Consider the following 22,134-nt stretch of genomic DNA (forward strand, 5'->3'; position numbering starts at 1 on the left):
CCGGACAGCGAGAGTTCCCGACCCGCCGGGCGATCATGCACACGCCTCGCACCCGGATGGCCGCCGACGCGCACCCGGCCGGCCGGCGGCCCATCCCCTCCCGGGCGCGCGGGTCGCCGGCCCCGCCCACGGCGTCGCGAGCGGGAAGTACCGGAACCCGGGACCTCGGTCCGGGCCGGTCGGTGGGGCAGGACTCGGGTCCGGGGTCGAGATCGTCAATGCGGCGGTCCGCACGGGCCGCCGAAGGCGGTGGAATGGAAGACGACTGCGTTCTCACGACGACCGCTCCTCGTCGACACGCGGCCGACCGGCCGAACGGCTCTCCTGTCCGTCGACCACCGACAACCAGCCAAGGAGGCCCGAGGATGGGGTCCGATCACCCGCCGGCGCTCCCGGCAGCGGCCGGCGACGGCACCACCGCGCGCCGACGCGCCGGGCGGTACGCGCGAATCCGGCGCGAGGTCACGGCCTTGTCCGCGCACCGCAACGAGCTGTTGCTCGCGATTGCCTCCGCCGCGCTGGATGTACTCGCGTACGTCACGGCCGAGGAGTTCGACCCCGCCCCGGCCTCGCTGGGCCCCGGGATCGCGCTGGCGATCCTGGGTTCCGCGTTCCTGCCGTTTCGCCGCCGGCACCCGCCGGCCGTGCTCGCCGCCGTGACGGTGGTGCAACTGCTCTTCACGTTGTTCACCGACGCGTCCGCGCACAGCTACGGCTGCGCGCTGATGATCGCGGTGTACACGGTGGCCCGGTATCGCCGCCCCCTCGACATCGGGCTCGCCGCGGCCGCGGCGATGACGGTCCAGGTGGTGCGGGCGGCGCGCGGCACGGAAGCCTTCGCGGCGACCGTCGCCGGGACCCTGGGGGCGACCTGTCTGGTGATCGCGGTGGGCGTCGGCACCGCCGCGTGGCAGCAACAGCTGGCCATCAACCGGGAGTTGCTCGCGGATCGGGCGGTGACCGAGGAACGGCGGCGGATCGCCCGCGAGTTGCACGACATCGTGGCGCACCACATCACCACGATGTATCTGATGTCGGGTGGCGCTCGCGCGACCTTGGACCGCGACCCCGAGACGGCCAAGGGGGCGCTGTTCACGCTGGAGCAGTCCGGCCGCACCGCGCTGGGCGAGATGCGCCAGTTGCTCGGTGTACTGCGCAGCACCGACGCTCCCGAGGAGGCGCCCTCCGAACCCCAGCCCGGCATGCGGGAGATCGATCGGCTGATCGTCGAGTCGCGCGCGGCGGGCCTGCCGATCGACTACGAAGAGATCGGCGAGCGGCGGCCGTTGTCGCCCGCGACCGGTCTGACGTTGTACCGGGTGATCCAGGAGGCGCTGACCAACACGCGCAAGCACTCGGGCGACGCGCGGGCGTGTGTGCGGGTGCGGCATCTGCCCGATCGGGTCGTGGTCGAGGTGGTCGACGACGGCGCGGGCGGTCGGTCGTCCTCGGCCGGCATCACCGGCAGCGGATACGGGCTGATGGGCATGCGCGAGCGGGTGACCCTGCACGGCGGCACCCTGGAGGCCGGACGCCGCCCGGAGGGCGGGTTCCGGGTCGTCGCCGACGTGCCGGTGCCCGGGAACGAGCGCGAGTGGGTCGGCTGAGGCCGGACGGCGCGCGCCCCGGACGGGACTCCGTCCATCCGGGCCCACCCGCCGGAGACGACCCGAGCCGGGCCGCTGCCGTCCGGTCGGTGTCATGGTTGTAGATGCCCAGCCCCACGGCGGCGCCCGCGACGCCGAGTCCGGACAGGAGCGCCCCGCGCCGTGAAAGCAGCCGCGGCCGCAGCACGACGGTCGGTGCGAGGGCGTCCGTACCGTCGGCGAGCGGCTGGAGGAGGCGCGCCACTTCGGCGGCGTCGCGCGGGCGGTCGGCGGGTTTCTTGGCCAACATCCGCAATACGAGCGCGTCCAGCGCGACGGGCACCTTCGGGCGGACCCGGCTCGGTGGCTCGGGCGCCGTCCGCAGGTGGGCGTACATCGGTGCCATCGGCTCACCGGTGCCGAACGGCTTGGTACCGAGCAGGGTCGTCAGTTCGTACCGTTGCGCCAGGTCCCGAGCCGTCATCCGCCTGGTTTCCCCCGTCCGCTCCCCGATCCGCCCAGCGGGATACGGGATACGGGCCGCATCCCATGGGGACCCACCGGCGCGGCACGAGCGGCGACGCCGGGTGCCCGGACCGGCCCGGTGTACTCGGCACCGCCATGCGAGGCCGCGGCGCGGGTACCCTCCTGGGAACTTCGGCGGATGGAGCGGGGCACCGCCGAACACCCCGTCCGGGTCGCCGGTTCGGCGGCACCGACCCAAGGAGATCGCACAGTGGACGCTGACGTCATCGTCGTGGGGGCCGGGCTCGCCGGTCTGGTGGCCGCGCACGAACTCACCGCGCGGGGAAGGCGGGTCGCGCTGGTCGACCAGGAGAGTCCGGCCAACCTGGGTGGGCAGGCATTCTGGTCCTTCGGCGGGCTCTTCCTGGTCGACTCGCCCGAGCAACGGCGCCTGGGCGTGCGGGACTCCTTCGAACTGGCCTGGAACGACTGGCGCGGCAGCGCCGGGTTCGACCGGCTCGACGACGAGGACGCCTGGGCGGTGCGCTGGGCCCGCGCCTACGTCGAGTTCGCGGCCGGCGAGAAGCGCTCGTGGCTGGCCGGGCTCGGCATCTCGTTCCTGCCCACGGTCGGCTGGGCCGAGCGCGGCAGCCTGCGCGCCGACGGGCACGGCAATTCCGTACCCCGTTTCCATGTCGCGTGGGGCACCGGCCCCGGGGTGTTGGAACCCTTCGTCCGGTTCGCCCGGCAGGCCGCCGCCGACGGACTGCTCACCTTCCACCACCGGCACCGGGTGGACGAGTTGATCATCGACGGCGGCGGCGCCCGAGGCGTGCGCGGTTGCGTGCTCGCCCCGGACCGCGCGCGCCGGGGCATGCCGACCAACCGGGACGAGATCGAGGACTTCGAACTCACCGCCCAAGCGGTCGTCCTGACCACCGGCGGGATCGGCGCCGACCACGACCTGATCCGCCGCCACTGGCCCGCACGGCTGGGCACCGCGCCCGCGAGCATGGTCACCGGCGTGCCCGCGTACGTGGACGGACGAATGCTCGACATCGCCGCCGCCGGCGGCCTGCGGGTGGTCAACCGCGACCGCATGTGGCACTACACCGAGGGCCTGCGCAACTGGGACCCGATCTGGCCCGGCCACGGCATCCGGATCCTGCCCGGCCCCTCCTCCCTGTGGTTCGACGCACTCGGACGGCGGTTGCCCGACCCCTGCCTGCCCGGCTACGACACCCTGGCCACGCTCCGGCACCTGCGCACCACCGAGGACCTCGCGGGCCACGACCACTCGTGGTTCGTGCTCACCCAGAAGATCATCGAGAAGGAGTTCGCACTCTCCGGGTCCGAACAAAATCCCGACATCACCGGCAAGGACCGGGTCGGCTTCCTGCGCACCCGCCTGCTCGGCAAGGGCGCGCCCGCCCCGGTGGAGGCGTTCAAGCGGCACGGCGAGGACTTCGTCGTCGCCGACACACTGGAGGAGCTCGTCGCCGGGATGAACCGCACGACCCCCGAACCGCTGCTGGACCCGGCGCTGCTGCGCCGCCAGATCGAGGCCCGCGACCTCCAGATCGCCAACCCGTACGGCAAGGACTCGCAGGTCCAGGGCATCCACAACGCCCGCCGCTACCTCGGGGATCGGCTGGGCCGGGCCGCCGCGCCGCACCGCGTCCTCGACCCCGCGGCCGGCCCGCTGATCGGCGTCAAGCTGCACATCCTCACCCGCAAGACCCTCGGCGGCATCCAGACCGACCTCGAATCGCGGGCCCTGGGCCCGGACGGCCGGCCCGTCGATGGCCTGTACGCGGCCGGCGAGGTCGCCGGCTTCGGCGGCGGTGGTGTGCACGGCTACAACGCCCTGGAGGGCACGTTCCTGGGCGGCTGCCTGTTCAGCGGCCGCCACGCGGGCCGCGCCGCGGCCCGCGCCACCGCCACGTAGCACCGCGGCCGCGCCCGCCGTTCCCGCTCGCGACACCGGATGCTCGGCAGCTGCTCGACGTCGATACCCGAGGCCGGGGCGCGGCACCGGGCGCGCGACCGTGTCCCGGCCGGGTCGGCCGGGTGTCCTTCGCGACCGCCGGGATCCCGGCCGTGCACCGACGCACGGCCGTCCCGGGCTGTCCGGGACATGTTCGGGACGGGGCTCCGGCCTTCCTCGGACCCAGGGTTCACTCCCAGGATCGGCAACGCACGACCGACTCGTTCACCGATCCGGAGAACCCCATGACCTCGAAGACCCGAGACCTCGCATCGATGGCGCGCACCCCGCACGGCGCCTCCCACCCACCCGACCCGTCCGCCCCCGACGACGCGCGTCCACCCCACCGCGGGTGTCCGCCCACCAGAACCCGTCCGACCCCTCGTACATGTACCGGCGGCGTCCGCGGCATCGCGGGCGTCGTCGGCCGGGGGTTACCCGGGAGGCGCGGATGACCCCGGAATTCGGGCTCCTCGGCGGCATCGAGGTGCGGGTCGACGGAACGCCGGTCGATGTGGGCCACGTGCGTCAACGCTGCGTGCTGGCCGTGTTGTTGGTCGAGGCCAACCGCCTCGTACCGATCGAGCGCATCGTCGAGCGGGTCTGGGGCCACAGCCCGCCGCACCGGGCCCGCGAGACGCTCTACAGCTACCTGTCCCGGCTGCGCCGACGACTGGCCGTCGCGGAGGTACACATCGCCCGCCGTCCCGGCGGCTATCTGCTGGAGGCCGACACGTCCGCCGTCGACCTGCACCGCTTCCGCGACCTGATCGCCCTGGCCCGGCGCACGGACGACGACGGCCGCGCCGCCTCGGCCTGGGCACAGGCGTTGGACCTGTGGCGCGGGGACGCCTTCACCACCGTCGACACGCCCTGGTTCAGCGCGCTCCGCGAGGCCCTGCATCGCGAGCGGTATCAGGCCGAGTTGGACCTCGACGACCTCCGCCTGCGACTGGGCGATCACGCCGCGATGTTGCCTCGGCTGGCCACCCGGGCACGGACGGATCCGCTGGACGAGCGCTTGGCCGGGCAACTCATGCTCGCCCAGTACCGCAACGGCCGTCCCGCCGACGCCCTGGCGCACTACCAGCGCCTGCGCCGGCGGTTGGCGCACGAGTTGGGCACCGACCCCGGCCGGGACCTGCGGCGGCTGCACCAGGGGATCCTCACTGCGTCGCCCGTCCTCGCCGTACCGGCGCCCGCCGACGCCGAGGCACCCCTACCCACGACCCGGACCCCGATTCCCCGGCAACTTCCCCCTGCCCCGGCGGTATTCATCGGGCGAGCCCGTGCCCTGGCCGACCTGGACCGGGCGCTCGGCGAGCCGCGTCGACCCGGCGATGCCGTCGCGATCGCGGTGATCGGCGGCTCCGGCGGCATCGGCAAGACCTGGCTGGCGCTGCACTGGGCACACCATCATGCCGACGCCTTTCCCGACGGACAGTTGTACGTCGATCTGCGTGGCTTCGTACCCAGAGGCCAACCCGTGTCGGCCGGCGTCGCGGTGGGCGGCTTCCTGGAGGCCCTCGGCGTCGACTCCGCGGCGATCCCACCGGACGAGGCGGGACGCGCCGCGCTCTACCGCAGCCTGATCGCCGACAAGCGCATGCTGATCGTGTTGGACAATGCCCGCGACAGCGCGCAGGTCCGACCGCTGCTCCCGGGTGGGCCGTCCTGCGCGGTGTTGGTCACCAGTCGGCGCCGGCTCACCGGTCTGCTCACCGCACACGGTGGCCGGCCGCTCTCGCTGGAAGAGCTGGACCCGACCGAGGCACGGGAGTTGCTGCGCCGGCAGCTCGGCTCGGCACCGGACGCCGAGCCGGACGCGGTCGCCGCGCTCGTCGAGCACTGCGCCGGCCTGCCGCTGGCGCTCGGCATCGTCGCCGCCCGCGCCGCCGCCCGTCCGGGTCGCCCCCTGGCCGAGGCGGCGGCCGAACTGCGGGATCGCTCCGGCCGGTTGGACGCTCTGGACGTGGACGACCCCACCGCGGACGTGCGCGCGGTGTTCTCCTCCTCGTATCACGCGCTGGCTCCCGCAACGGCGCGCGTGTTCGAGTTGCTGGCACACGCGCCCGGGCCGGACATCGGCGTACCGGCGGCCGCCGCGCTCACCGGGCTCACCATCGCCCGTGCCCGGACACACCTGCGCACGCTGGAGGCGGCGCACCTGGTCCGCGAACACGTCGCGGGACGACACCGCCTGCACGGCCTGATCCGGCTGTACGCCATCGAGCGGGGTCGGCACGGCTCGACCGGGCAGCGGTGCGAGCCGGCGCTGCACCGACTGGTGGACTTCTACGTCGACACCGCACGCGCGGCCGATCGGCGGCTGTCCGCGTCGCGGCCCGCACGCTCGGCGGGCCGCCCCGAGGCGGCCGAGCCGGTCGTCTTCCGGAACGCTGCCGCCGCGATCTGCTGGTTCGACACCGAACACGCGTGCCTGCGGGAAGCGCACGCCTTGGCGATCGAGCGCGAGTTGCCGCATCGGGCCTGGGAACTGGCGCTGTTCCTGGACACGTTTCACTGGCGCCTGGGCCATCTGGCCGAGCGACGCGAGATGTTGCGGGCCACGCTTGCCGCCGGTGTCCCGGACGACCTCGCCGCTCGCGCACACGCGCATCGACTGTCGGGCCGCGCGCACGTTCCGGCGGGCGAGCACACCGAGGCGCTGCGCCGGCTGCGGGAGGCACTCGCGCTGTCGGTGACGATCGGCGACGAGGCCGGGCGGGCGAACGCCCATCTCCTGTTGGCCGGGGCGTGGGAGCGGCAGGGCGACCACCGGCAGGCGCTGATACACGCGGAGCAGGGCCTGCGGATCCACCGGGCGCACGCCCAGGCGTGTCTGCGTACCCGGGGCCGGCCCGCGGATCCGCGCGGGGAGGCGGCGGCGCTGGGCGCGGTCGGCCGGTGCCACGCCCGGTTGGGACACACCCGGTTCGCCCGGGCCTACTGCGAGCGGGCCCTGACTCGTTGCCGGCTGCACAACTTTCCCGACGGCGAGGCGGACGCCCGGGAGAGTCTGGGCGGGCTCGCCGAACACGACGGGGAGTACGCGCTCGCGCTGGAGCACTACAGTCGGGCACTGGCGCTGCGCCGGCGACTCCTGGACGCCTTCCGCGAGGCCGACACGCTGGCTCGGCTCGGCGAGGTACACCTTGCCCTCGGCCGGATCCCCCAGGCCCACGACGCGTGGCGGCAGGCGTTGGGCCTGTACCGGACCCAACGGCGCAGCGAAAGCGCCGACCACCTCCGACATCGCCTGACCGACACCGCCTGACCGACCCGGGGCACGATCGCGGCCGACTCGCCGTGTACGCCGCGCGTGAGGCCCGGGAGGACCCGCGTGCCGCGGCGACTCCCGGGTCCGGTGTTCCGAACCCGCGCGACTCGTCCCGGCGTTCGCGTCGCACCACCCGGCGTCCGGACTCGAATCACCGACTCACCCGACCGCCGAAACGCCGGCCGCGGCGGATGCCCGCGCGGTGTCCGCCCGCCGTCCCAGCTCGTGCAGCGCCTGCCGGGCCACCGCGTCGCTGTGGCGCAGGAAGCCCGCGTCACTCCCGGGACGGGGAAAGTCGCCAGGATCGAGGAAGAAGCGGGCGGGGTGCACGCTGCCGTCGCGACGTTTGACCCGGTTCTCGATCGTGTCCACCATGCCGTTGGGATGCCGCGTGCCTCGTACCGGGTCGACGCGCGTCTGCTCGCGCAGTTCACCGCGTTCGATCAGCCGCACGAGCAGCGAGTCGTGCACTCGGCCCAGGTCCCGCCCCGGCAGTCGGGCCTCGATCAGCGCCCGGGTGCGCAACACCGTGTCCACGCTGGTGGAGCGGGCCTGGAACACTCCGTCGCGGACCGTGACCTCGAGCCCGGCGCCGATGGGGTGCACGATGCCGGCCCGGGTCAGGGCCAGGAGTTGTTCCAGGCGCGGCCCGGGCGGGCCGCTGGTGCGGAAGCGGCAGAAGTCGAAGAACTCGGGCAGTCCGTGGGTGGCCGAACGCGGCGAGAGTTTGCCGTCGCGCACCATCGGCCACAGTGCCTCGGCGATCCCCGAGAGCGCGTGATAGACGGCCAGATGCGCGCTGTGCCGAGAATCGCGCCCGCGTTCCACATCGGCGGCGAGATAGTCGATCATCCACCGCCGCAGAGCGTCGGTGTCGGCGAAACGGCGGCCGGTGAGCGGCCGATCGAGGCCTTCGAGGTCGATCCGGTCCCGCTCGTCGGGCACGGCCGCTTCGACGAGTTCCCGGTACTCGGGGGTGTTCCAGGCGACCCCCTCCAGCGCGGCGAGGAAGGCGCCGGGGTCGGTGGCCAGCCGCCCGGGATGCGAGCACGCCAGTTCGCGGTAGCCTGCCCACGCCAGTTCACGGGCGATCGACGGCCACAGGTCGGTGACGAAGTCCGGTACGCGCCCGCCCGATACCTCGGGCACCGGACAGCGCCCGACCCCCGGCAGCGGGCCGCGCAGGGTGTAGCCGAACTTCGACCGGTAGGGCACGCCCCGGCGGGACCCGGCGTGGATCACGGGTTCGCGTCCGGACGGCTCGTAGCGCAGTTCGCCCGAGACGTCGCGCCTGAAGCGCCCGCCTCTCCCCGCGGTCAGCAGCACCATCGTGTCGATGAACGCCAGACCGAGGCCGCGGACCAGCACGGGTTCTCCGGGGTCGATCCGGGACGCCGCGCTTTCCGGGTCGGAGGTGGTCGGCAGATAGGTGAGCCGGTGCCGCACGGCCTGTTCGGCCAACGCGTGCTCCTGCGGATACGGGCCCACCCGGAAGTTGCCCTGCGCGTGCACGACCACGTCCACCTCCAGCGGGTCGCGCCCCTCCAGCGAGATCCGCTGCCGCCCGGTGGGCAGGTCGCGGACGTCGAGCGCGGCCGCCGCGTGCACATGTACGCGCACGTCGGGCGCGGCGGCGGCCACGGTGCGGCGAAAGACCCAGGCCAGGTAGTCGCCGACCAGCGCGCGGGTGGCGAACCAGCCGTCGTGCACGCGGGCCGCCTCCGCGGGCGTGTTCGGGCCGGGCCGAAATCCGCGCGGATGCGGCTCCTCGCCCCGGGCCAGGTCGCGGGCCCACCGTGCCAGGGTCGGGCCCGGCACGATCGGGCCCCGGCAAGTGACGCTCGCGTCGGTGAACAGCGTGCATTCGTCGGCTCTGGTGTTCGACCACAGCAGCGCGGACTGGCGACGGCGCCATACCCGCCCGCCGCCGGGCGGGTACGGGTCGATCACGTGGATGTCCGGGCGCAGGCCCGGCACGCACCGCGCCGCGTTCGCGACGATCCGCTCCAGGACCGATGTCCCGCGCGGTCCCGCGCCGATGATCGCGATACTCGGCACGTGCGCGCGGTCCGGCGCGTCTGTCATGGCGGCTCCTTCAGGCGATGAGCAGTTGGCGGGCGGCCAGGTCGCGGTACAGCGGGCTGGTGTCGACCAGTTCGTGGTGCCGACCGACCGCCGCGACCCTCCCCCGGTCCAGCACCACGATCCGGTCGGCGTCGACCACGGTGGCGAGCCGGTGCGCGACGATCAGCATCGTGTGCTCGGCGGATACGGCCCGGATCGCCTCGCGGAAGGCGAACTCGTTGCGCGCGTCGAGACTGCTGGTGGGCTCGTCGAGGAGCAGGATCGGCGGGGCGGTCAGCAGCGTGCGGGCGATCGCCAACCGCTGACGTTCGCCGCCGGACAGCAGCACACCACTCTCGCCGACCTCGGCGTCCAGGCCCAGCGGCGAACGTTCGACGATGCCGGCGAGGTTGACCGCGTCGAGGATCGTGAGCAGTCGCGCGTCGTCCGCCTCGGGCGCGGTGAGCAGCAGGTTGTCGCGGATCGTGCCGGCCAGGACCGGCGCCTCCTGCTCCACATAGCCCAGTCGCGCGCGCAGCAGGTCGCGCGGCAGCTCACGGATGTCGACCCCGTCGAGGCGGATCGCACCGGCGTCCACGTCGTAGAAGCGCTCCACCAGCGCCAGCACGGTGGACTTGCCCGCGCCCGACGGTCCGACCAGCGCGGTCCGGGTGCCCGGCGCGATGTCGAAGGAGACGTCGCGCAGCACCGGTTCGGCGGCGCGATACCCGAACGTGACGTCCTCGAAGGTGATCACCGACGTGCCTGCGGCCGGCAGCGGGGCACCCGGGTGTTCGATCGTGTGGGCACGTGCCGCGACCGGCCCGGTGGGCACCTGTGCGGACGGGATGGTGACGTGTGTGTCGCCGGCCGTTTCGGTGGGCAGGCGCAACACCTCCTCGACCCGTTGGATCGCGCCCAAGCCGGTCTGGAGCTGGGTGTACGCGGTGATCACCTGGCCCAGCGGGACGACCAGAAAGAACAGGAACAGCACGAACGCCACCAGATCGCCCACCGACAGCGTGCCGTCGGCGACCCGGGTCCCGCCCACGCCCAGCACCAGCAGGAACACGCCGTGCGTCGCGATGTGCGCGATCGGCGCGACCAGCGCCTGGAGCCGGGCCAGCCGCAGCCCCGAGGCGTAGGCCAGCCGGGCGCTGCGGTTGATCGCCTCGGTCTCGCGCTGCTCGGCGCGGGCGGCACGAATGGTGCGGACCGCGCCGATGGCCCGCTCCAGGCCGGAGGCCATCTCGCCGAGGCGGGCCTGGGCCTGCTCGGACACCGGGCGGGTTCGGCCGCTGATCAGCATCGCACCCAGCAGAGCCGCCGCCAGTCCACCGCAGGTGACCGCGAACAGCACGGGGTCCACCAACAGTGCCGCGGTGGCCGCGCCCAGGATCATCAGCCCGCCGGTGGCCAGTTCGAACAGGCCCGCGGTGACCACGAGTCGCAGCAGCGCGCTGTCCGCACCGATCCGAGACAGCAGGTCACCGGTGCGGAGCCGGTCGTAGTCCGCCACCGGCAACCGCAGCACGTGCGCGGTCAGCCGTTCGCGTACCGACAACACCAGCCGCTCGGCGGTGCGCACCAGCAGGTATTCCCGAATTCCGTTGACCAGTGCGGCTCCCAAGAGCAGCGCGCCCAGCACCAGCGCCGGGGCTACCGTCGAGCGGGATTCCTCGATCGCGGCGATCACCGATCGGATCAGCAGGGGTTGCAGCAGGGTCCCGGCCGCGGCGATCAGGGACAGGAGGCCGGCCACAGCCATCACGCCCACGTGACCGCGCAGGTACCGAAGCAGTTCCCGGGGCCCGACCCGAGGGGTCCGGCTCATCGCGGGTCCACCGCGAGGATTGGCATGGTCGATCCACCCGCTTTCGTCCCCAGGGAGCATTCGTCCGTTGCGTCACCGGCCGGGGTGCGTGATCGCTGGATCCCGCACCCCGACACGGTCACGCTTCGATCAACAACCCAGACTCGCCCAGCTGCACGCGCAGCAGACCGAGGTCCAGCCGCTCGCGAAGCCGTCCTCGGAGCCGATTTCGGACTGCATCTCCTGCAGTCCCAGCACGAAGTTCGACATGGGGTTCACCTCCCTCCGGAAATCGCGGTGATGGTGTCCTCGAACCGGTGTCCCGTCGTATCGGGGACCTCGGCCGAGAGTTCGGGGTGGGCGTTCGCCCAGGACGCGGAGCCGAGGAAGGGCAACAGCTCGGCGGTTCGTCCGGCAAGCACGTTGATCAGGCGCAACACACCTGCGGATCCGGTGGCCAGGTCGAGCGAGGCGCGCAGGTTCTGCTCGCCGGGGAAGACGAGGCCGTGCTCGTCGGCGAGCGCGTACAGGTCCAGCGCCGCGACACCCGCGTCGACACGCTCGGCGAGGTGCCCCCGGTCCGGTCGCGCGCCCGACTCGCGCAGCGCGCCGACCAGTCCGGCCCTGCCGTTGAACAGCCCGGCGCCGACGCACACGTCGTCCGCGCAGGCCAGGGCCAGCGACGGTACGGCGGCGGCGATCCGGTCGTCGTGTTCGTGGCCCAGGATCAGGTCGCCGACCAGTGCCACACCCGCGCTGCCGGTGGCCAGGTAGGGCAGGACCCGCCCGCCGTTCCTGACCTGGAGGCTGCCGTCGGGCAGGGATCGGCACTGGTCGAGGTCGCGGTGCAGTGCCGCGACAGCCGCTTGCAGCCAACGCCTTCGACCGGTGACCTCGAACATCCGGAGCAGGAACAGCGCGGGGCCGGTCCAGCCGTACATCAGGCCGCCGGAGAAGTTGTCCACGGCGTTCCCGGTCCGGTCGCGCAGTAGTGAGCCGGCCGCGGCGGCGTGCTCTCCGACGCCGAACACCCCTTGGCCGACGGCCGTTTCCACGGTCGCGGCCGATTGCTCGGCGTGCTCGAGCAGGTTCGGGTCGCCGGTTCTGCGATGGAAGTCCAGGCTGGAGAGTCCGATGCCGGCGAGTCCGTCGAACAGCTTGATGCCGTACACCTGCGGAGCGTGGATCAGGCACCGATCGTGGAACGCGAGGGCGGTGTCGGTGCGGCCCAGGTTGTACAGCACGTGGCAGATGCCGGCCGCGCCGTCGTAGAGGCCCAGGCGCGGCTCGCGGCCCGCGCCGAGGTCGCGTTCGAGCCAATCCGCGGCGCCCGCGAGTTCGCCGGCGCCCACGCCGGCGGTGTACAGCGTGTCGATCACCCCGGCCGCGCCGAACGCCATACCGCCGCCGCCGTGGAAGAACTGGTTGATGTCGCCCGGGAACAGTCGATCCCGCCGATCGAGCGTGGCTCCCGCACGGATGGACGCCGTCAGCGCACTCGTGTGCCGCTCCCAGGATCCGGCAACCTCCGTGAAGGCCAGCCGCGCGTCCGGTGGACGCAGTCCCGAGGCCGGTTCGACGGCGACGGTGAGCGCCCGGGTGAGCGGACGGACCACGTCGTCCGGGAGGCCCAGGCGCTGTTGCGCCTTGGCGACGAGCACGTGGGCCTTGGCCGGGCACAGCGCCAGCAGGCTGTTCAACGGCAGGTACAGGAACAGCCGGATCGCGTTGAGCGAGTACAGGTCGGCGGCCTCGCCGCGCAGCACGTCCGGGGCGGCGAACCCGGGGGCGCCCAGCGGGCGGGGTCCGGGCGTGCCTTGCGGCTGCGCCGCCTCGAAGTCGATCAGCGACACGTTCAGTTCGTCGTCGATCAGCACGTTGCCCGGATGCAGGTCGTTGAACAGGTATCCCCGGGCGTGCACGGCTCGCACCGTGCGCTCCAATCGCTCGAGGATGTGCTCGACCGTCGCCGCGTACTCCGCGGCCGAGCCGTGTTCGCCGGGGTTGTCCGGGCTCGGGTAGTTCAGCGTGACCCAGGTCTGCAACGAGATGCCCGGGACGTGGTCCATGGCCAGGAACTCGTGGCCGCCCAAGAGGTGGTAGTCGTGCGCGAGCGGGATACCGGCGATGCCCTTCAGATCGACCAGGACCGCGTGTTCGAGGCGCAACCGCGCGGGGGCGTCCCGACCCAGGCGGTCCAGGCCGGCGTGTGGTCGGCCCTCTTTGAGCACCAGTTCGGCGCGGTCGTGGAAGCGGCGAACCCGGTAGACCCCGCCGCCGTTCGAGAAGTGCAGCGCGGAGAGCATCTCGTAGGGAAACTCCTCCGGTTGTTCACGACTGATCCGCGGCGTGGCCGAGGGGGCGAGGAAGTCGGGCATCTCGACCCACTCCGGCACGGTGAACCGAGGTTCGCGATGATCGGGCACCAGTACGCCGTCCGGCCGTTCGACGGCGGGCGTCCTCGTGCCGTCCTGCCCGTAGACGTGGCGCAGCGTGAATCCGCCGTAGCGGACGTACAACGGCCCCTCGTTCCAACGCAGATCGCTGAGGATGTACGGCCCGGGCGACCCGCCGATCGCGGCATCGAGGTCGACGAGGGTGCGGCGCAGCTCCTCGACATCCCGGGGGTAGAGGGTGAGGAACTTTCCGCTGCCCTCACGGGCGGCGTACTTCCCGTTCCGCGCCTGGAGCACCAGCGAGTTGGGCAGGAACTTGACCGCGATCACGTGCCGAAAGCAGTACGCGGTCACCTTCTCCAGCAGTTCGGCCGCGTTGTCGAGCGTGGCCGAGACGTGGATCTTCCAGCCCTGAGCGGGCAGTGGGGCCGCATCGGGCGGAGGCCGCAGGTGGGTCCACGGCCCCGCGGCCACCAATTCCCACCCGGGCGGGGTGTCGACGAGGGTTCGGTAGTCGAGTTGGCCGGCATCCGGCCGCAGCCGATCCGGAGAGTCGTAGAACCTCGGGTCCGCCAGACAGAAGGCCGGATACCGAACGTCCATCGGGGTCTCCTCTCGAACTTGGCGAGGCACGGGCAACCGGACGGGGCGCGAGCACCGGCGGATTGGTCGGCCCCGAGGGGGCCTCGGCCTATCCGCCGGGTCGGCGCCGGAGCGACGGACACGACGATGCGGGATCGACCCTGAACAAACCCTGAACAGGCCTTGAGCAAAGCTGGAATCGGCTGGTCGGCGGGCGGGCGACCGGAGACGCACGGCCGTGCCGGGTGCCCGGTGGCCGGTGGCCGGTGCCCGGTGTCGGGGTCGTCGCCGGCGGGGCGGGCATGCGCGAGCCCGGCCGGGCGATCCACCGGGCCGGGCGCGTGGTTCAGGCTGCGGGATGGGCAATCCCGAGGACCGGCGCGACGCTCGGCCGGTCGTGGATCGTGCCGGGGATGGGGGTCGCCGGGTCGGCGGGTTCCGCGACGAACGGCCGATGACGGTCGATGCGCGAGCTCACGGCCGGTTCGGGGGGTTCGGGCGTTTCGGGGACGAGGGCGGACACGAGGCGGCGCGGATCGGGCGGTTCGGTGGCCCCCAGCACACCGGTACCGGCCGCACACGCCGCGGCATTCGTGTCCATCCTCGTCCCAGTCGCCCCACCGGTGACTCGGCGTGCTCCCCTCCAGCCGCACGCGTGGCACGTTCGTACGGGCGACTCGCGCGATCCGCCTGACGCGGAACGCGCTCGCACCATCCTCGCGAGCATCGGGCGTCCGGCGATATCCCATATTTCTGGGAGCATTTGCGGGACTGCCCGGCAGCGGAACGCAACACCCGCGAGTAGATCACCACCCCCTCGATACGACCATACGATAATCCGACCACGCTGTGTCGTCGAACACATACTCGTGGTACACGCCGCAGGTCACGGGGTATGCCTTCGATCGACGTCAGTGTGCGCCTCGTGCCGGTCGCGAGGCGCACCCGGGGTGTGTGCGGGTCCACCGGAACGGGGCCCGCCACCCCGGCCATCGTGTGTACGTTCCGCACGGCGTGAAATGGGGGCGCCCATGGCCACATGGGACGACCTGATCGCACATCTGCAAGCCGTTCCCGAGGGTGTGTACGAGGGCTGGAACGCCCGGGATGGCTATGACAATCACACCAAATGGGGTCGGGAGTTCGGCGAGGACGGCGTCGCGTGGTGCGTCATCTTCGACTGGTGCATGTACAACGACGTCGGCCTGGCCCGGATCGTGCCCAAGGTCGACAACGTGTCCGCGTTCGCCGACTGGGCCCGCGGGCACGGCCAGTGGTCGGAGTATCCGAGTTGGGGGGCGTGGGTCGACTTCGGCAACGGCGCGCACACCGAGATCGTGGTGCGCTTCGACGACACGCACGTGTACACGAAGGGCGGCAACACCATCCCGACCGGCGGCGACGCGGGTCAGGGCAACGGCGTGTACTCGCATACGACTCGCCGCACGGACCCGAAGGTGACCGGCTATTTCGCGCCCCGCTTTCCCGACGGCTGCCCACCCACCGCCGACCCGCACGACCCGCGCGGCGGCGGTTCGGGCGGCGGGAGACCGACGGTCGACCTCGCGAACGTGCTCGACTCGGCCCGGCGCGACCCACCCGCGCCGCAGGGCTCCGCCGCGCACCGCACCGACGTGCTTCTGGTCGAACAGGCGCTCCAGGCCGAGGGGTTGCTCGCCTCGGGGCTGGTCGACGGATCCTTCGGCACGGCCACGATCCGCGCCTACGCGGCCTACCAGCGCCGCCTGGGCTACTCCGGCACCGACGCCGACGGCGTCCCGGGGCGGACCTCGCTGACCCGACTGGGCAACCAACACGGCTTCAGGGTGGGCTGATTCCCGAGCCCCCACCAGCGACCACCGACCACCGCGGGTGGGCGTACGGCGCGCGCCGCCGCACGCCCACCCGACCCGCCCCGGCCGGCGAGGCGCCCGACCCCGGGCACCGAACCGGCCCGAGCGCTTGACCTGGAGCGCGCTCCAGGTTGTTGACTCCCGTTCGGGGCTCGGAGACCACGGGCCGAACCGGAGGGAAACATCATGAAGTACCGCACCATCGGAACCGATCCGACCACCCGCCGCGAGGTGAGCGTGCTCGCCCTGGGCGCGATGCTCTTCGGCACCCGGACCGACGAGAAGACCTCCTTCGCCGTACTGGACCGCTACGTCGAGGCCGGCGGCACCTTCATCGACACCTCCGACAACTACGCCTACTGGGAGGACGGCGGCCAGGGCGGCCAGAGCGAGGCGCTGCTCGGGCGCTGGCGGCGCAGCCGCGGTGTCGGCGACGAGATAGTGATCGCCACCAAACTGGGCGCGGCCCCGCTCGCACCCGGCACCGGATTCATCGACAACCCCGAGGGGCTGTCCGCGAAGACCATCCGCGAGGCCGCCGAGCGCAGCCGGGAACGTCTGGGCGTGGAGCGGCTCGACGTGCTCTACGCGCACATCGAGGACCGGACCGTCCCGCTGCGCGAAACCGTCGAGGGCTTCGGCGCGTTGGTGCTCGAGGGTACGGTCGGGCTGCTGGGGGTGAGCAACCACGCCACGTGGCGCGTCGAGCGGGCCCGCGCGCTGGCGGCGGCGGCCGGCGTGCCCGGCTACGAGGTCCTGCAGTACCAGCACAGCCTGCTGCGCCCGCGCTACGACATCTCCGATGCGCTGTTCGAGGACGGCAGCCTCGGTCATGTCGGGCCCGATCTGCTGAGCTACCTGCGGGCCGAGCCGGACCTGACCCTGGTCGCCTACTCGCCGCTGCTCGGCGGCGCGTACGTGCGCGAGGACAAGCCGCTGCCGCCGGACTACGACCACCCGGGCACGCCGGCCCGGCTGGCGGTCCTGCGCGAGGTGGCGAAGGAGACCGGGGCCACGGTGAACCAGGTGGTGCTGGCCTGGCAGTTGGGCAGCGCGTTCCCGATCGTCCCGCTCGCCGGCGCGTCCTCGGTCGAACAACTCGAGGAGAACCTGGCCGCGGTGGACCTGGAACTGACCCCGGAGCAGCGCACCCGACTGGACACGGCCCACTGACACCGGGCAGCCCGCCCAACCATTCGGGACCCTTATCGCGATCGCACCCGTGGCGTGCTGGTCGCACCGAACGAAGACGGAGCCCGGAATTGGGTCGGCCGAACGGATCCGCCCGGGCATCGGCTGCCTAGTCTGTGGTCCCATGACACATTCAGCCGCGCTGCCGTTCGGGACCCACGACTTCGTACTGCGCGGCGGGCGGGTCCTCGATCCGGAAACCGGGCTCGACGGGGTGGCCGACGTGGGAGTGACCGCCGGCATGATCAGCGCCGTCTCCCGGGAGCCGCTCCGGGCCCTGCGGACGGTGGACGTGCGCGGTCTGGTGGTCGCGCCGGGCTTCATCGACATGCACAGCCACTCGCACGATGTGGCCGGCCACCGCCTCCAGGCCCTGGACGGAGTCACCACCGCGCTCGACCTCGAGGCCGGCCTGTCGCCGGTCGAGGAGGGCTACCGGCAGGCCGCCGCCGAGGGGCGCCCGCTCAACTACGGCTTCTCCGCGTCCTGGTGCCAGGCCCGGATGACCGCCGTCGGCGGGCTCCCGCACGGTGGCGGCATCGCCGTCGCGCTCGCGCAGCTAGGCCACCCGGCCTGGCAGCTCGAGGGCGACGGCCGGCAGCTGGACGCGCTGCTCGAACTGCTGCGCCGGGACCTCGCCGCCGGCGCGCTGGGCATCGGGATCGTGGTCGGCTACGCGCCTCGGATCAAACCCGAGGAATACCTCGCCGTGTCGCAACTCGCCGCCTCCGCCGGTCGCCCGACGTACACGCACGCCCGGCAACTGATCGAGGTGGAGGAGGACACTCCCATCGACGGCGCGCAGGAGATCGCCCGCGCGGCGGCGGAGACCGGCGTGCACGCGCACTACTGCCACGTCCCGTCCACGTCGCTCCGGCACACCGACCGGGTGATGCGGCTGATGGAGGACGTGTGCGCCGAAGGCGGCCGGGTCTCCACCGAGGCGTACCCCTACGGCGCCGGTATGACGGCCATCGGCGCGTCCTTCCTGGCGCCCGAGAAGCTCGGCACGGCAAATATCAAACCCTCCGACATCGTCTACGCCCCGACCGGCGAGCGTCCGGCCGACGCCGCGCGGCTGCTCGAACTGCGGGCGGCGGATCCGGGCGGTCTGGCGATCGTGCACTTCCTCGACGAGAACGACCCGAACGACCGCGCGTTCGTGGACCGGGCGCTGCTGCATCCGGGCAGCGTGATCGGCTCCGACGCGATGCCGTTGACCTGGATGAACGGAACGGCCGACCCGATGGCATGGCCGCTGCCGCCGAACGTGGTCACCCACCCGCGCACGGCGGGCACGTTCTCCAAGGTACTGCGCCGCTACGTCCGCGAACTCGGCGCGCTCACCCTCATGGACGCCGTCGCGCGCAGCAGCTTCGCGCCCGCGCGGCTCCTCCAGGACAGCGTGCCCGTGATGCGCCGCAAGGGCCGGGTGCAGGCGGGATGCGACGCCGACCTGATCGTCTTCGACCCCGACACCGTCTCCGACCAGGCCACCTACGAGCAGAGCACCCGCCCCTCCATCGGGTACGCGCACGTCCTGGTCGGCGGCGTCCCCGTGGTCCAGGACGGCGTCCTGTGCCTGGACGCCCTGCCGGGCACCGCCGTACGCGCCTGACCGAACCCGCCCACCCCGACGGACCGCGCCCTCGGCGAGGGCGCGGTCCGTCGGCTTTCCCACGACCGGGGGACCGTCGTGCGATCACCCTCCCCGCACCGCCCCGGCGCACCTGCCCCGCCCTTTCGGCGGCGGGCAGGCGCTGCCCGGCAGGAGGGTTCGGATACCGGCTTCCGTGCGCCACACGGCCCGGTGGTCGTGCCCCCGTATCGCGACGGTGGCGGTCAGCCGCCACCCGCCGGCGATCCGGCGGTGAGCGGCAGCGTGAGGTGGACCCGGAAGCCGCCTTCGGGGCGCTCGCCGGCCGACAACGTGCCGCCCAGGATCTTGGCCCGCTCGCGCATACCGATCAGACCGTGGCCGGGACCCGCGCTCGGACCCGATTCCGCCACCGGCCCCGGGCTCGGGCTCGGCCCCGGGCCGACTCGCGCCCGGACCGCGTCGCGGCGCGGACCGTCGTTGGCGATGCTGACGCTCAGCCGATCCGAGAGATGCCGGACCCGTACCTCGGCGCGGGTGGTCCCGGCATGCTTGACCACGTTGGTCAGCGCCTCCTGGACGATGCGGTAGACGCACAGTTCCAGGCCCGGGGCCAGGTGCTTGGCGACGCCCTCGGTGGTCAGGTCCACCACGACCCCGACCGTGCCCATCCGCTCGGCCAGATCCGCGAGTCCCTCCAACCCCGGCATCGGACCGGCCGCACCGTCGCCGCCGGTGTCTCCGGTCCGCTCGCCGTCGACCCCGCCGCCCTCGTCGAAGTCGACCCGGAGCAGCGCCAACAGGCGCCGCATCTCGTCCAACGCGTCCCGGCCCACGTCGCCGATGACGTCCAGCGCGGCGCGGGCCGCGCGCGGATCGGAGTCGAAGACGTACGAGGCCAGGCCCACCTGCACGGTGATCACCGACATATGGTGCGCCACCACGTCGTGCAGTTCCCGGGCGATCCGCACCCGCTCGTCCACGATCGCGCGCCGGGCGCGCTCCTCCTGTTCCCGCTCCAGCCGCGCGGTGAGCTGGACCAATTGCCGATTGCGCTGCGCGAGTCTGCGCATCGCGTCGCCGATCACCACCGCGATCAGCGGTACCAGGACCGCCTGGGCCAGTACCAGCGCCGGCCCCAGCCGTCCCTGCGTGCCGCTGAACGCGACGACCCCGCCGACGAGCACGGCCCCCGCCGCGGCGACCCGCGGCGGTCGTTGACCGGCCAGGGTCACGAGCGCGATCACCGGCGCCCAGAAGTTCAGCGAGGGCTGATAGCCGGCGGCCAGGTACACCACGTACATCGACGCCGAGGCGATCAGCACCGGCACCGGGGCTCGCCGGCGCAGCGCGAGCGGCAGGCTCAGCGCGCAGGTGAGCAGGTACGCGGTGGTGTCGTAGCGCGCCCACCCGTCCGGGTGGAACTGCTGCCCCGCCACGCAGCCCGCCGCGGCCATCGCCACCGCCGCCACCACGTCCACCAGCCGATGATCCGGGCGCCATCGCACCGTGCGCGCGGATTCACCCGTGGGCGCGGCGCCCGCCGAGCCCCGTGGCAGGTCCCCGACCACCCGGCCTCCGGCTCTGCCGCCCACCGGCGGTACCCGTTCGCGCACGCTCTACCGACGCGCGACGGAGCCGACGATGGATCTCCCCTGGCCGGGCCCGACACCGCGCCCCGCGCGCGTGCCACCGCCGCCTACCGCACCCATCGCGGCTCCGTCTCCCCGTCGACCGCCCTGTGCCGTCGACCCCCGACAACGCTACGAATCCGGCGGCCCCAGGACATTCCCTCACCGGATGAGAAGCGAATGGAACTTCCGCGGTATACGCGGCGCCCGCTCCACCCACCGCGGTAGTCGCGCCCACCCGCCGGGCCCGGACGAGGATCGACACCGAGGCACCGAGGCACCGAGGCACCGAGGCACCGAACCGCCCGGGCCGTGTCGGCGATTCCCGCCGCGTCCACTCGCTCGGAACCCGACGAGCCGGTCACTCCCGCGCGGTGCGTTGGAGCCAGCCGTGCGGGTTGCTGGTGACGCCGTACAACTCCAGGTCGCGGCGTGTGGTGAACGCGCCGCCCTGCTCGGTGGCCAACCAGTCGGTGACCGCGGGCACCACACCGCCCGGCATGCCGGGCGGACACAGGTCGGGGTCGTCGACGATGCCGTCCTCGACGACGAAGAATCCGCCGTCGGGGACCAGTCGGGCGAAGTTGCGCAGCGCGGCCGTCGTCGTGGCGTACTCGTGCAGCGTGTCCTCGACGACCAGGCAGCGGGCACCGGGTGGGACCTGGTCCGCGACCCGGTCGGCGACGCTCGGATCGGTGACATCACCGGCCACCAGGGTGATCTCGCGGGCGAAGGACGGGTCGGCGTCGTGCAGGAGGGCGGCGACGCGGTCCTGGTCCAGGTCCACCGAGATCACCCGGATCCCGTCCGGGACGCGACCGTAGCCGGCCTGGGTGCGCAGCCGGTCGCGGAACCACAGCGCCGAGCCGCCCAGGTGTGTGCCCAGTTCCACCACCACCTGGGCGCGCGAGGCCCACAACACGTGCTCGAACACACGCAGGTCCTCGGGGAACTTCTTGATCCGCAGCCCGGCATACCAATCGCGGACGTGTTGGCGCCCGCGCGCCCGCCGGTACTCCAGGAGGCTGGCCCGGTGGTCGGCGGTGACGGTCGGCGGCAGTTGTCCGCCCTCGATGTGATCGGTGATGGTGATCCGCTCCTGTCCCGGTGACTCGACGGGTTCGGGCGGCGGACCTGCGCTGTTCGGGTCGTTCCGGGTGGCCGCCATCCTTCCATTGAAGAGGCCGGCCCCGGTTTCGGCAGCCGGAAGCGTGAAGTCGCGCCGTCGCCGGAGCGGGCGCCGCTCAGTCCGGCAGGATCGAGCGGTACCAGTCGATCTTGGCCCGCAGATGTCCCTGTTGGGCGCGCAGCAGCGCGATCTGTTCCTCGACCGCGTCGTCGTGCCGTTCCAGCAGCCCGATGCGCTCGGCCAGCGACTCCTGGTCGCCGGTGCGCGCCAGTTCGGCGTAACGGCGCATGTCCGCGATCGGCATGCCGGTGTCGCGCAGGCAGCGCAGTATGCCGAGCCATTGCAGGTCGTCCTCGGTGAAGCGGCGGTGGCCGCTGGGCGCCCGGCCCACGTCGGCCAGCAGGCCGATGCGCTCGTAGTAGCGCAGGGTGTCCAGGCTGAAGCCGGATCGCTCCGCCGTCTCGGCCGGGGTCAGGTAGCTCGTCGCGGTGCTGGTCATGACCGCATTCTGCCCGCCGTCCGCCCCGGAACGCGCTCACTTTTTCGAGCCGGGCGGCGGC

12 protein-coding genes are annotated in these 22,134 nt (G+C 72.8%); 6 read left to right on the plus strand and 6 right to left on the minus strand.

The window, feature by feature from the left end; translation table 11 throughout:
• Positions 1-365 precede the first annotated feature (365 nt).
• From ACIBSV_RS34250 to ACIBSV_RS34260, 3 genes are all read left to right on the plus strand, one after another.
• Entirely contained in the window at positions 366-1,607 is a 1,242-nt protein-coding gene (locus ACIBSV_RS34250) for a sensor histidine kinase (RefSeq protein WP_395870051.1), read from the plus strand.
• A 715-nt stretch (positions 1,608-2,322) separates the two neighbouring features.
• Positions 2,323-3,999 (plus strand): FAD-binding dehydrogenase, encoded by a 1,677-nt coding sequence (locus ACIBSV_RS34255; protein WP_395870053.1) that lies wholly within the window; start codon positions 2,323-2,325, stop codon positions 3,997-3,999.
• Between the two features lie 490 nt (positions 4,000-4,489).
• On the plus strand, positions 4,490-7,315 hold the full coding sequence (locus tag ACIBSV_RS34260; protein ID WP_395870055.1) for a BTAD domain-containing putative transcriptional regulator: 2,826 nt from the start codon (positions 4,490-4,492) through the stop codon (positions 7,313-7,315).
• 162 nt (positions 7,316-7,477) lie between these two features.
• On the opposite strand, the gene ACIBSV_RS34265 is transcribed toward ACIBSV_RS34260, so the two are convergent.
• The 3 genes from ACIBSV_RS34265 to lanKC all read right to left on the minus strand — a co-directional run bounded on the left by ACIBSV_RS34265 (position 7,478) and on the right by lanKC (position 14,194).
• The gene (locus ACIBSV_RS34265; RefSeq protein WP_395870057.1) at positions 7,478-9,403 is read right to left on the minus strand and encodes an FAD/NAD(P)-binding protein; all 1,926 of its coding nucleotides are present in this window, start codon (positions 9,401-9,403) and stop codon (positions 7,478-7,480) included.
• A gap of 10 nt (positions 9,404-9,413) precedes the next feature.
• Positions 9,414-11,216, minus strand: coding sequence for an ABC transporter ATP-binding protein (locus ACIBSV_RS34270; protein ID WP_395870059.1), 1,803 nt, complete (start codon positions 11,214-11,216; stop codon positions 9,414-9,416).
• 254 nt (positions 11,217-11,470) lie between these two features.
• Positions 11,471-14,194 (minus strand): class III lanthionine synthetase LanKC, encoded by a 2,724-nt coding sequence (lanKC, locus tag ACIBSV_RS34275; RefSeq protein WP_395870062.1) that lies wholly within the window; start codon positions 14,192-14,194, stop codon positions 11,471-11,473.
• A 1,010-nt stretch (positions 14,195-15,204) separates the two neighbouring features.
• Between lanKC and ACIBSV_RS34280 the strand changes: the two genes are divergently transcribed.
• From ACIBSV_RS34280 to ACIBSV_RS34290, 3 genes are all read left to right on the plus strand, one after another.
• On the plus strand, positions 15,205-16,008 hold the full coding sequence (locus tag ACIBSV_RS34280; RefSeq protein WP_395870064.1) for a peptidoglycan-binding protein: 804 nt from the start codon (positions 15,205-15,207) through the stop codon (positions 16,006-16,008).
• A 204-nt stretch (positions 16,009-16,212) separates the two neighbouring features.
• The gene (locus tag ACIBSV_RS34285) at positions 16,213-17,199 is read left to right on the plus strand and encodes an aldo/keto reductase (RefSeq protein WP_395870066.1); all 987 of its coding nucleotides are present in this window, start codon (positions 16,213-16,215) and stop codon (positions 17,197-17,199) included.
• A 142-nt stretch (positions 17,200-17,341) separates the two neighbouring features.
• Positions 17,342-18,835, plus strand: a complete 1,494-nt coding sequence (locus ACIBSV_RS34290; protein ID WP_395870068.1) for an amidohydrolase family protein — start codon at positions 17,342-17,344, stop codon at positions 18,833-18,835.
• A gap of 224 nt (positions 18,836-19,059) precedes the next feature.
• Here ACIBSV_RS34290 and ACIBSV_RS34295 read toward each other — a convergent pair whose 3' ends face one another.
• From ACIBSV_RS34295 to ACIBSV_RS34305, 3 genes are all read right to left on the minus strand, one after another.
• Positions 19,060-20,295: a sensor histidine kinase gene (locus ACIBSV_RS34295; protein ID WP_395870070.1), complete on the minus strand. Its 1,236-nt coding sequence runs from the start codon at positions 20,293-20,295 to the stop codon at positions 19,060-19,062.
• A 511-nt stretch (positions 20,296-20,806) separates the two neighbouring features.
• On the minus strand, positions 20,807-21,613 hold the full coding sequence (locus ACIBSV_RS34300; protein ID WP_395870072.1) for a CmcI family methyltransferase: 807 nt from the start codon (positions 21,611-21,613) through the stop codon (positions 20,807-20,809).
• Between the two features lie 76 nt (positions 21,614-21,689).
• Positions 21,690-22,073 (minus strand): MerR family transcriptional regulator, encoded by a 384-nt coding sequence (locus ACIBSV_RS34305; RefSeq protein WP_395870074.1) that lies wholly within the window; start codon positions 22,071-22,073, stop codon positions 21,690-21,692.
• Positions 22,074-22,134 lie beyond the last annotated feature (61 nt).

This window comes from Embleya sp. NPDC050154 (assembly GCF_044460165.1).
In the GTDB taxonomy this organism is placed as follows: Bacteria; Actinomycetota; Actinomycetes; order Streptomycetales; family Streptomycetaceae; genus Embleya.

Bases quoted from the DNA above. Each gene is read 5' to 3' on its own strand.
- ACIBSV_RS34285 (WP_395870066.1), top strand. From the start codon at position 16,213: ATGAAGTACCGCACCATCGGAACCGATCCGACCACCCGCCGCGAGGTG.
- ACIBSV_RS34250 (WP_395870051.1), top strand. From the start codon at position 366: ATGGGGTCCGATCACCCGCCGGCGCTCCCGGCAGCGGCCGGCGACGGC.
- ACIBSV_RS34270 (WP_395870059.1), bottom strand. From the start codon at position 11,216: ATGAGCCGGACCCCTCGGGTCGGGCCCCGGGAACTGCTTCGGTACCTG.
- ACIBSV_RS34305 (WP_395870074.1), bottom strand. From the start codon at position 22,073: ATGACCAGCACCGCGACGAGCTACCTGACCCCGGCCGAGACGGCGGAG.
- ACIBSV_RS34290 (WP_395870068.1), top strand. From the start codon at position 17,342: ATGACACATTCAGCCGCGCTGCCGTTCGGGACCCACGACTTCGTACTG.
- ACIBSV_RS34280 (WP_395870064.1), top strand. From the start codon at position 15,205: ATGGCCACATGGGACGACCTGATCGCACATCTGCAAGCCGTTCCCGAG.
- ACIBSV_RS34260 (WP_395870055.1), top strand. From the start codon at position 4,490: ATGACCCCGGAATTCGGGCTCCTCGGCGGCATCGAGGTGCGGGTCGAC.
- ACIBSV_RS34300 (WP_395870072.1), bottom strand. From the start codon at position 21,613: ATGGCGGCCACCCGGAACGACCCGAACAGCGCAGGTCCGCCGCCCGAA.
- lanKC (WP_395870062.1), bottom strand. From the start codon at position 14,194: ATGGACGTTCGGTATCCGGCCTTCTGTCTGGCGGACCCGAGGTTCTAC.
- ACIBSV_RS34265 (WP_395870057.1), bottom strand. From the start codon at position 9,403: ATGACAGACGCGCCGGACCGCGCGCACGTGCCGAGTATCGCGATCATC.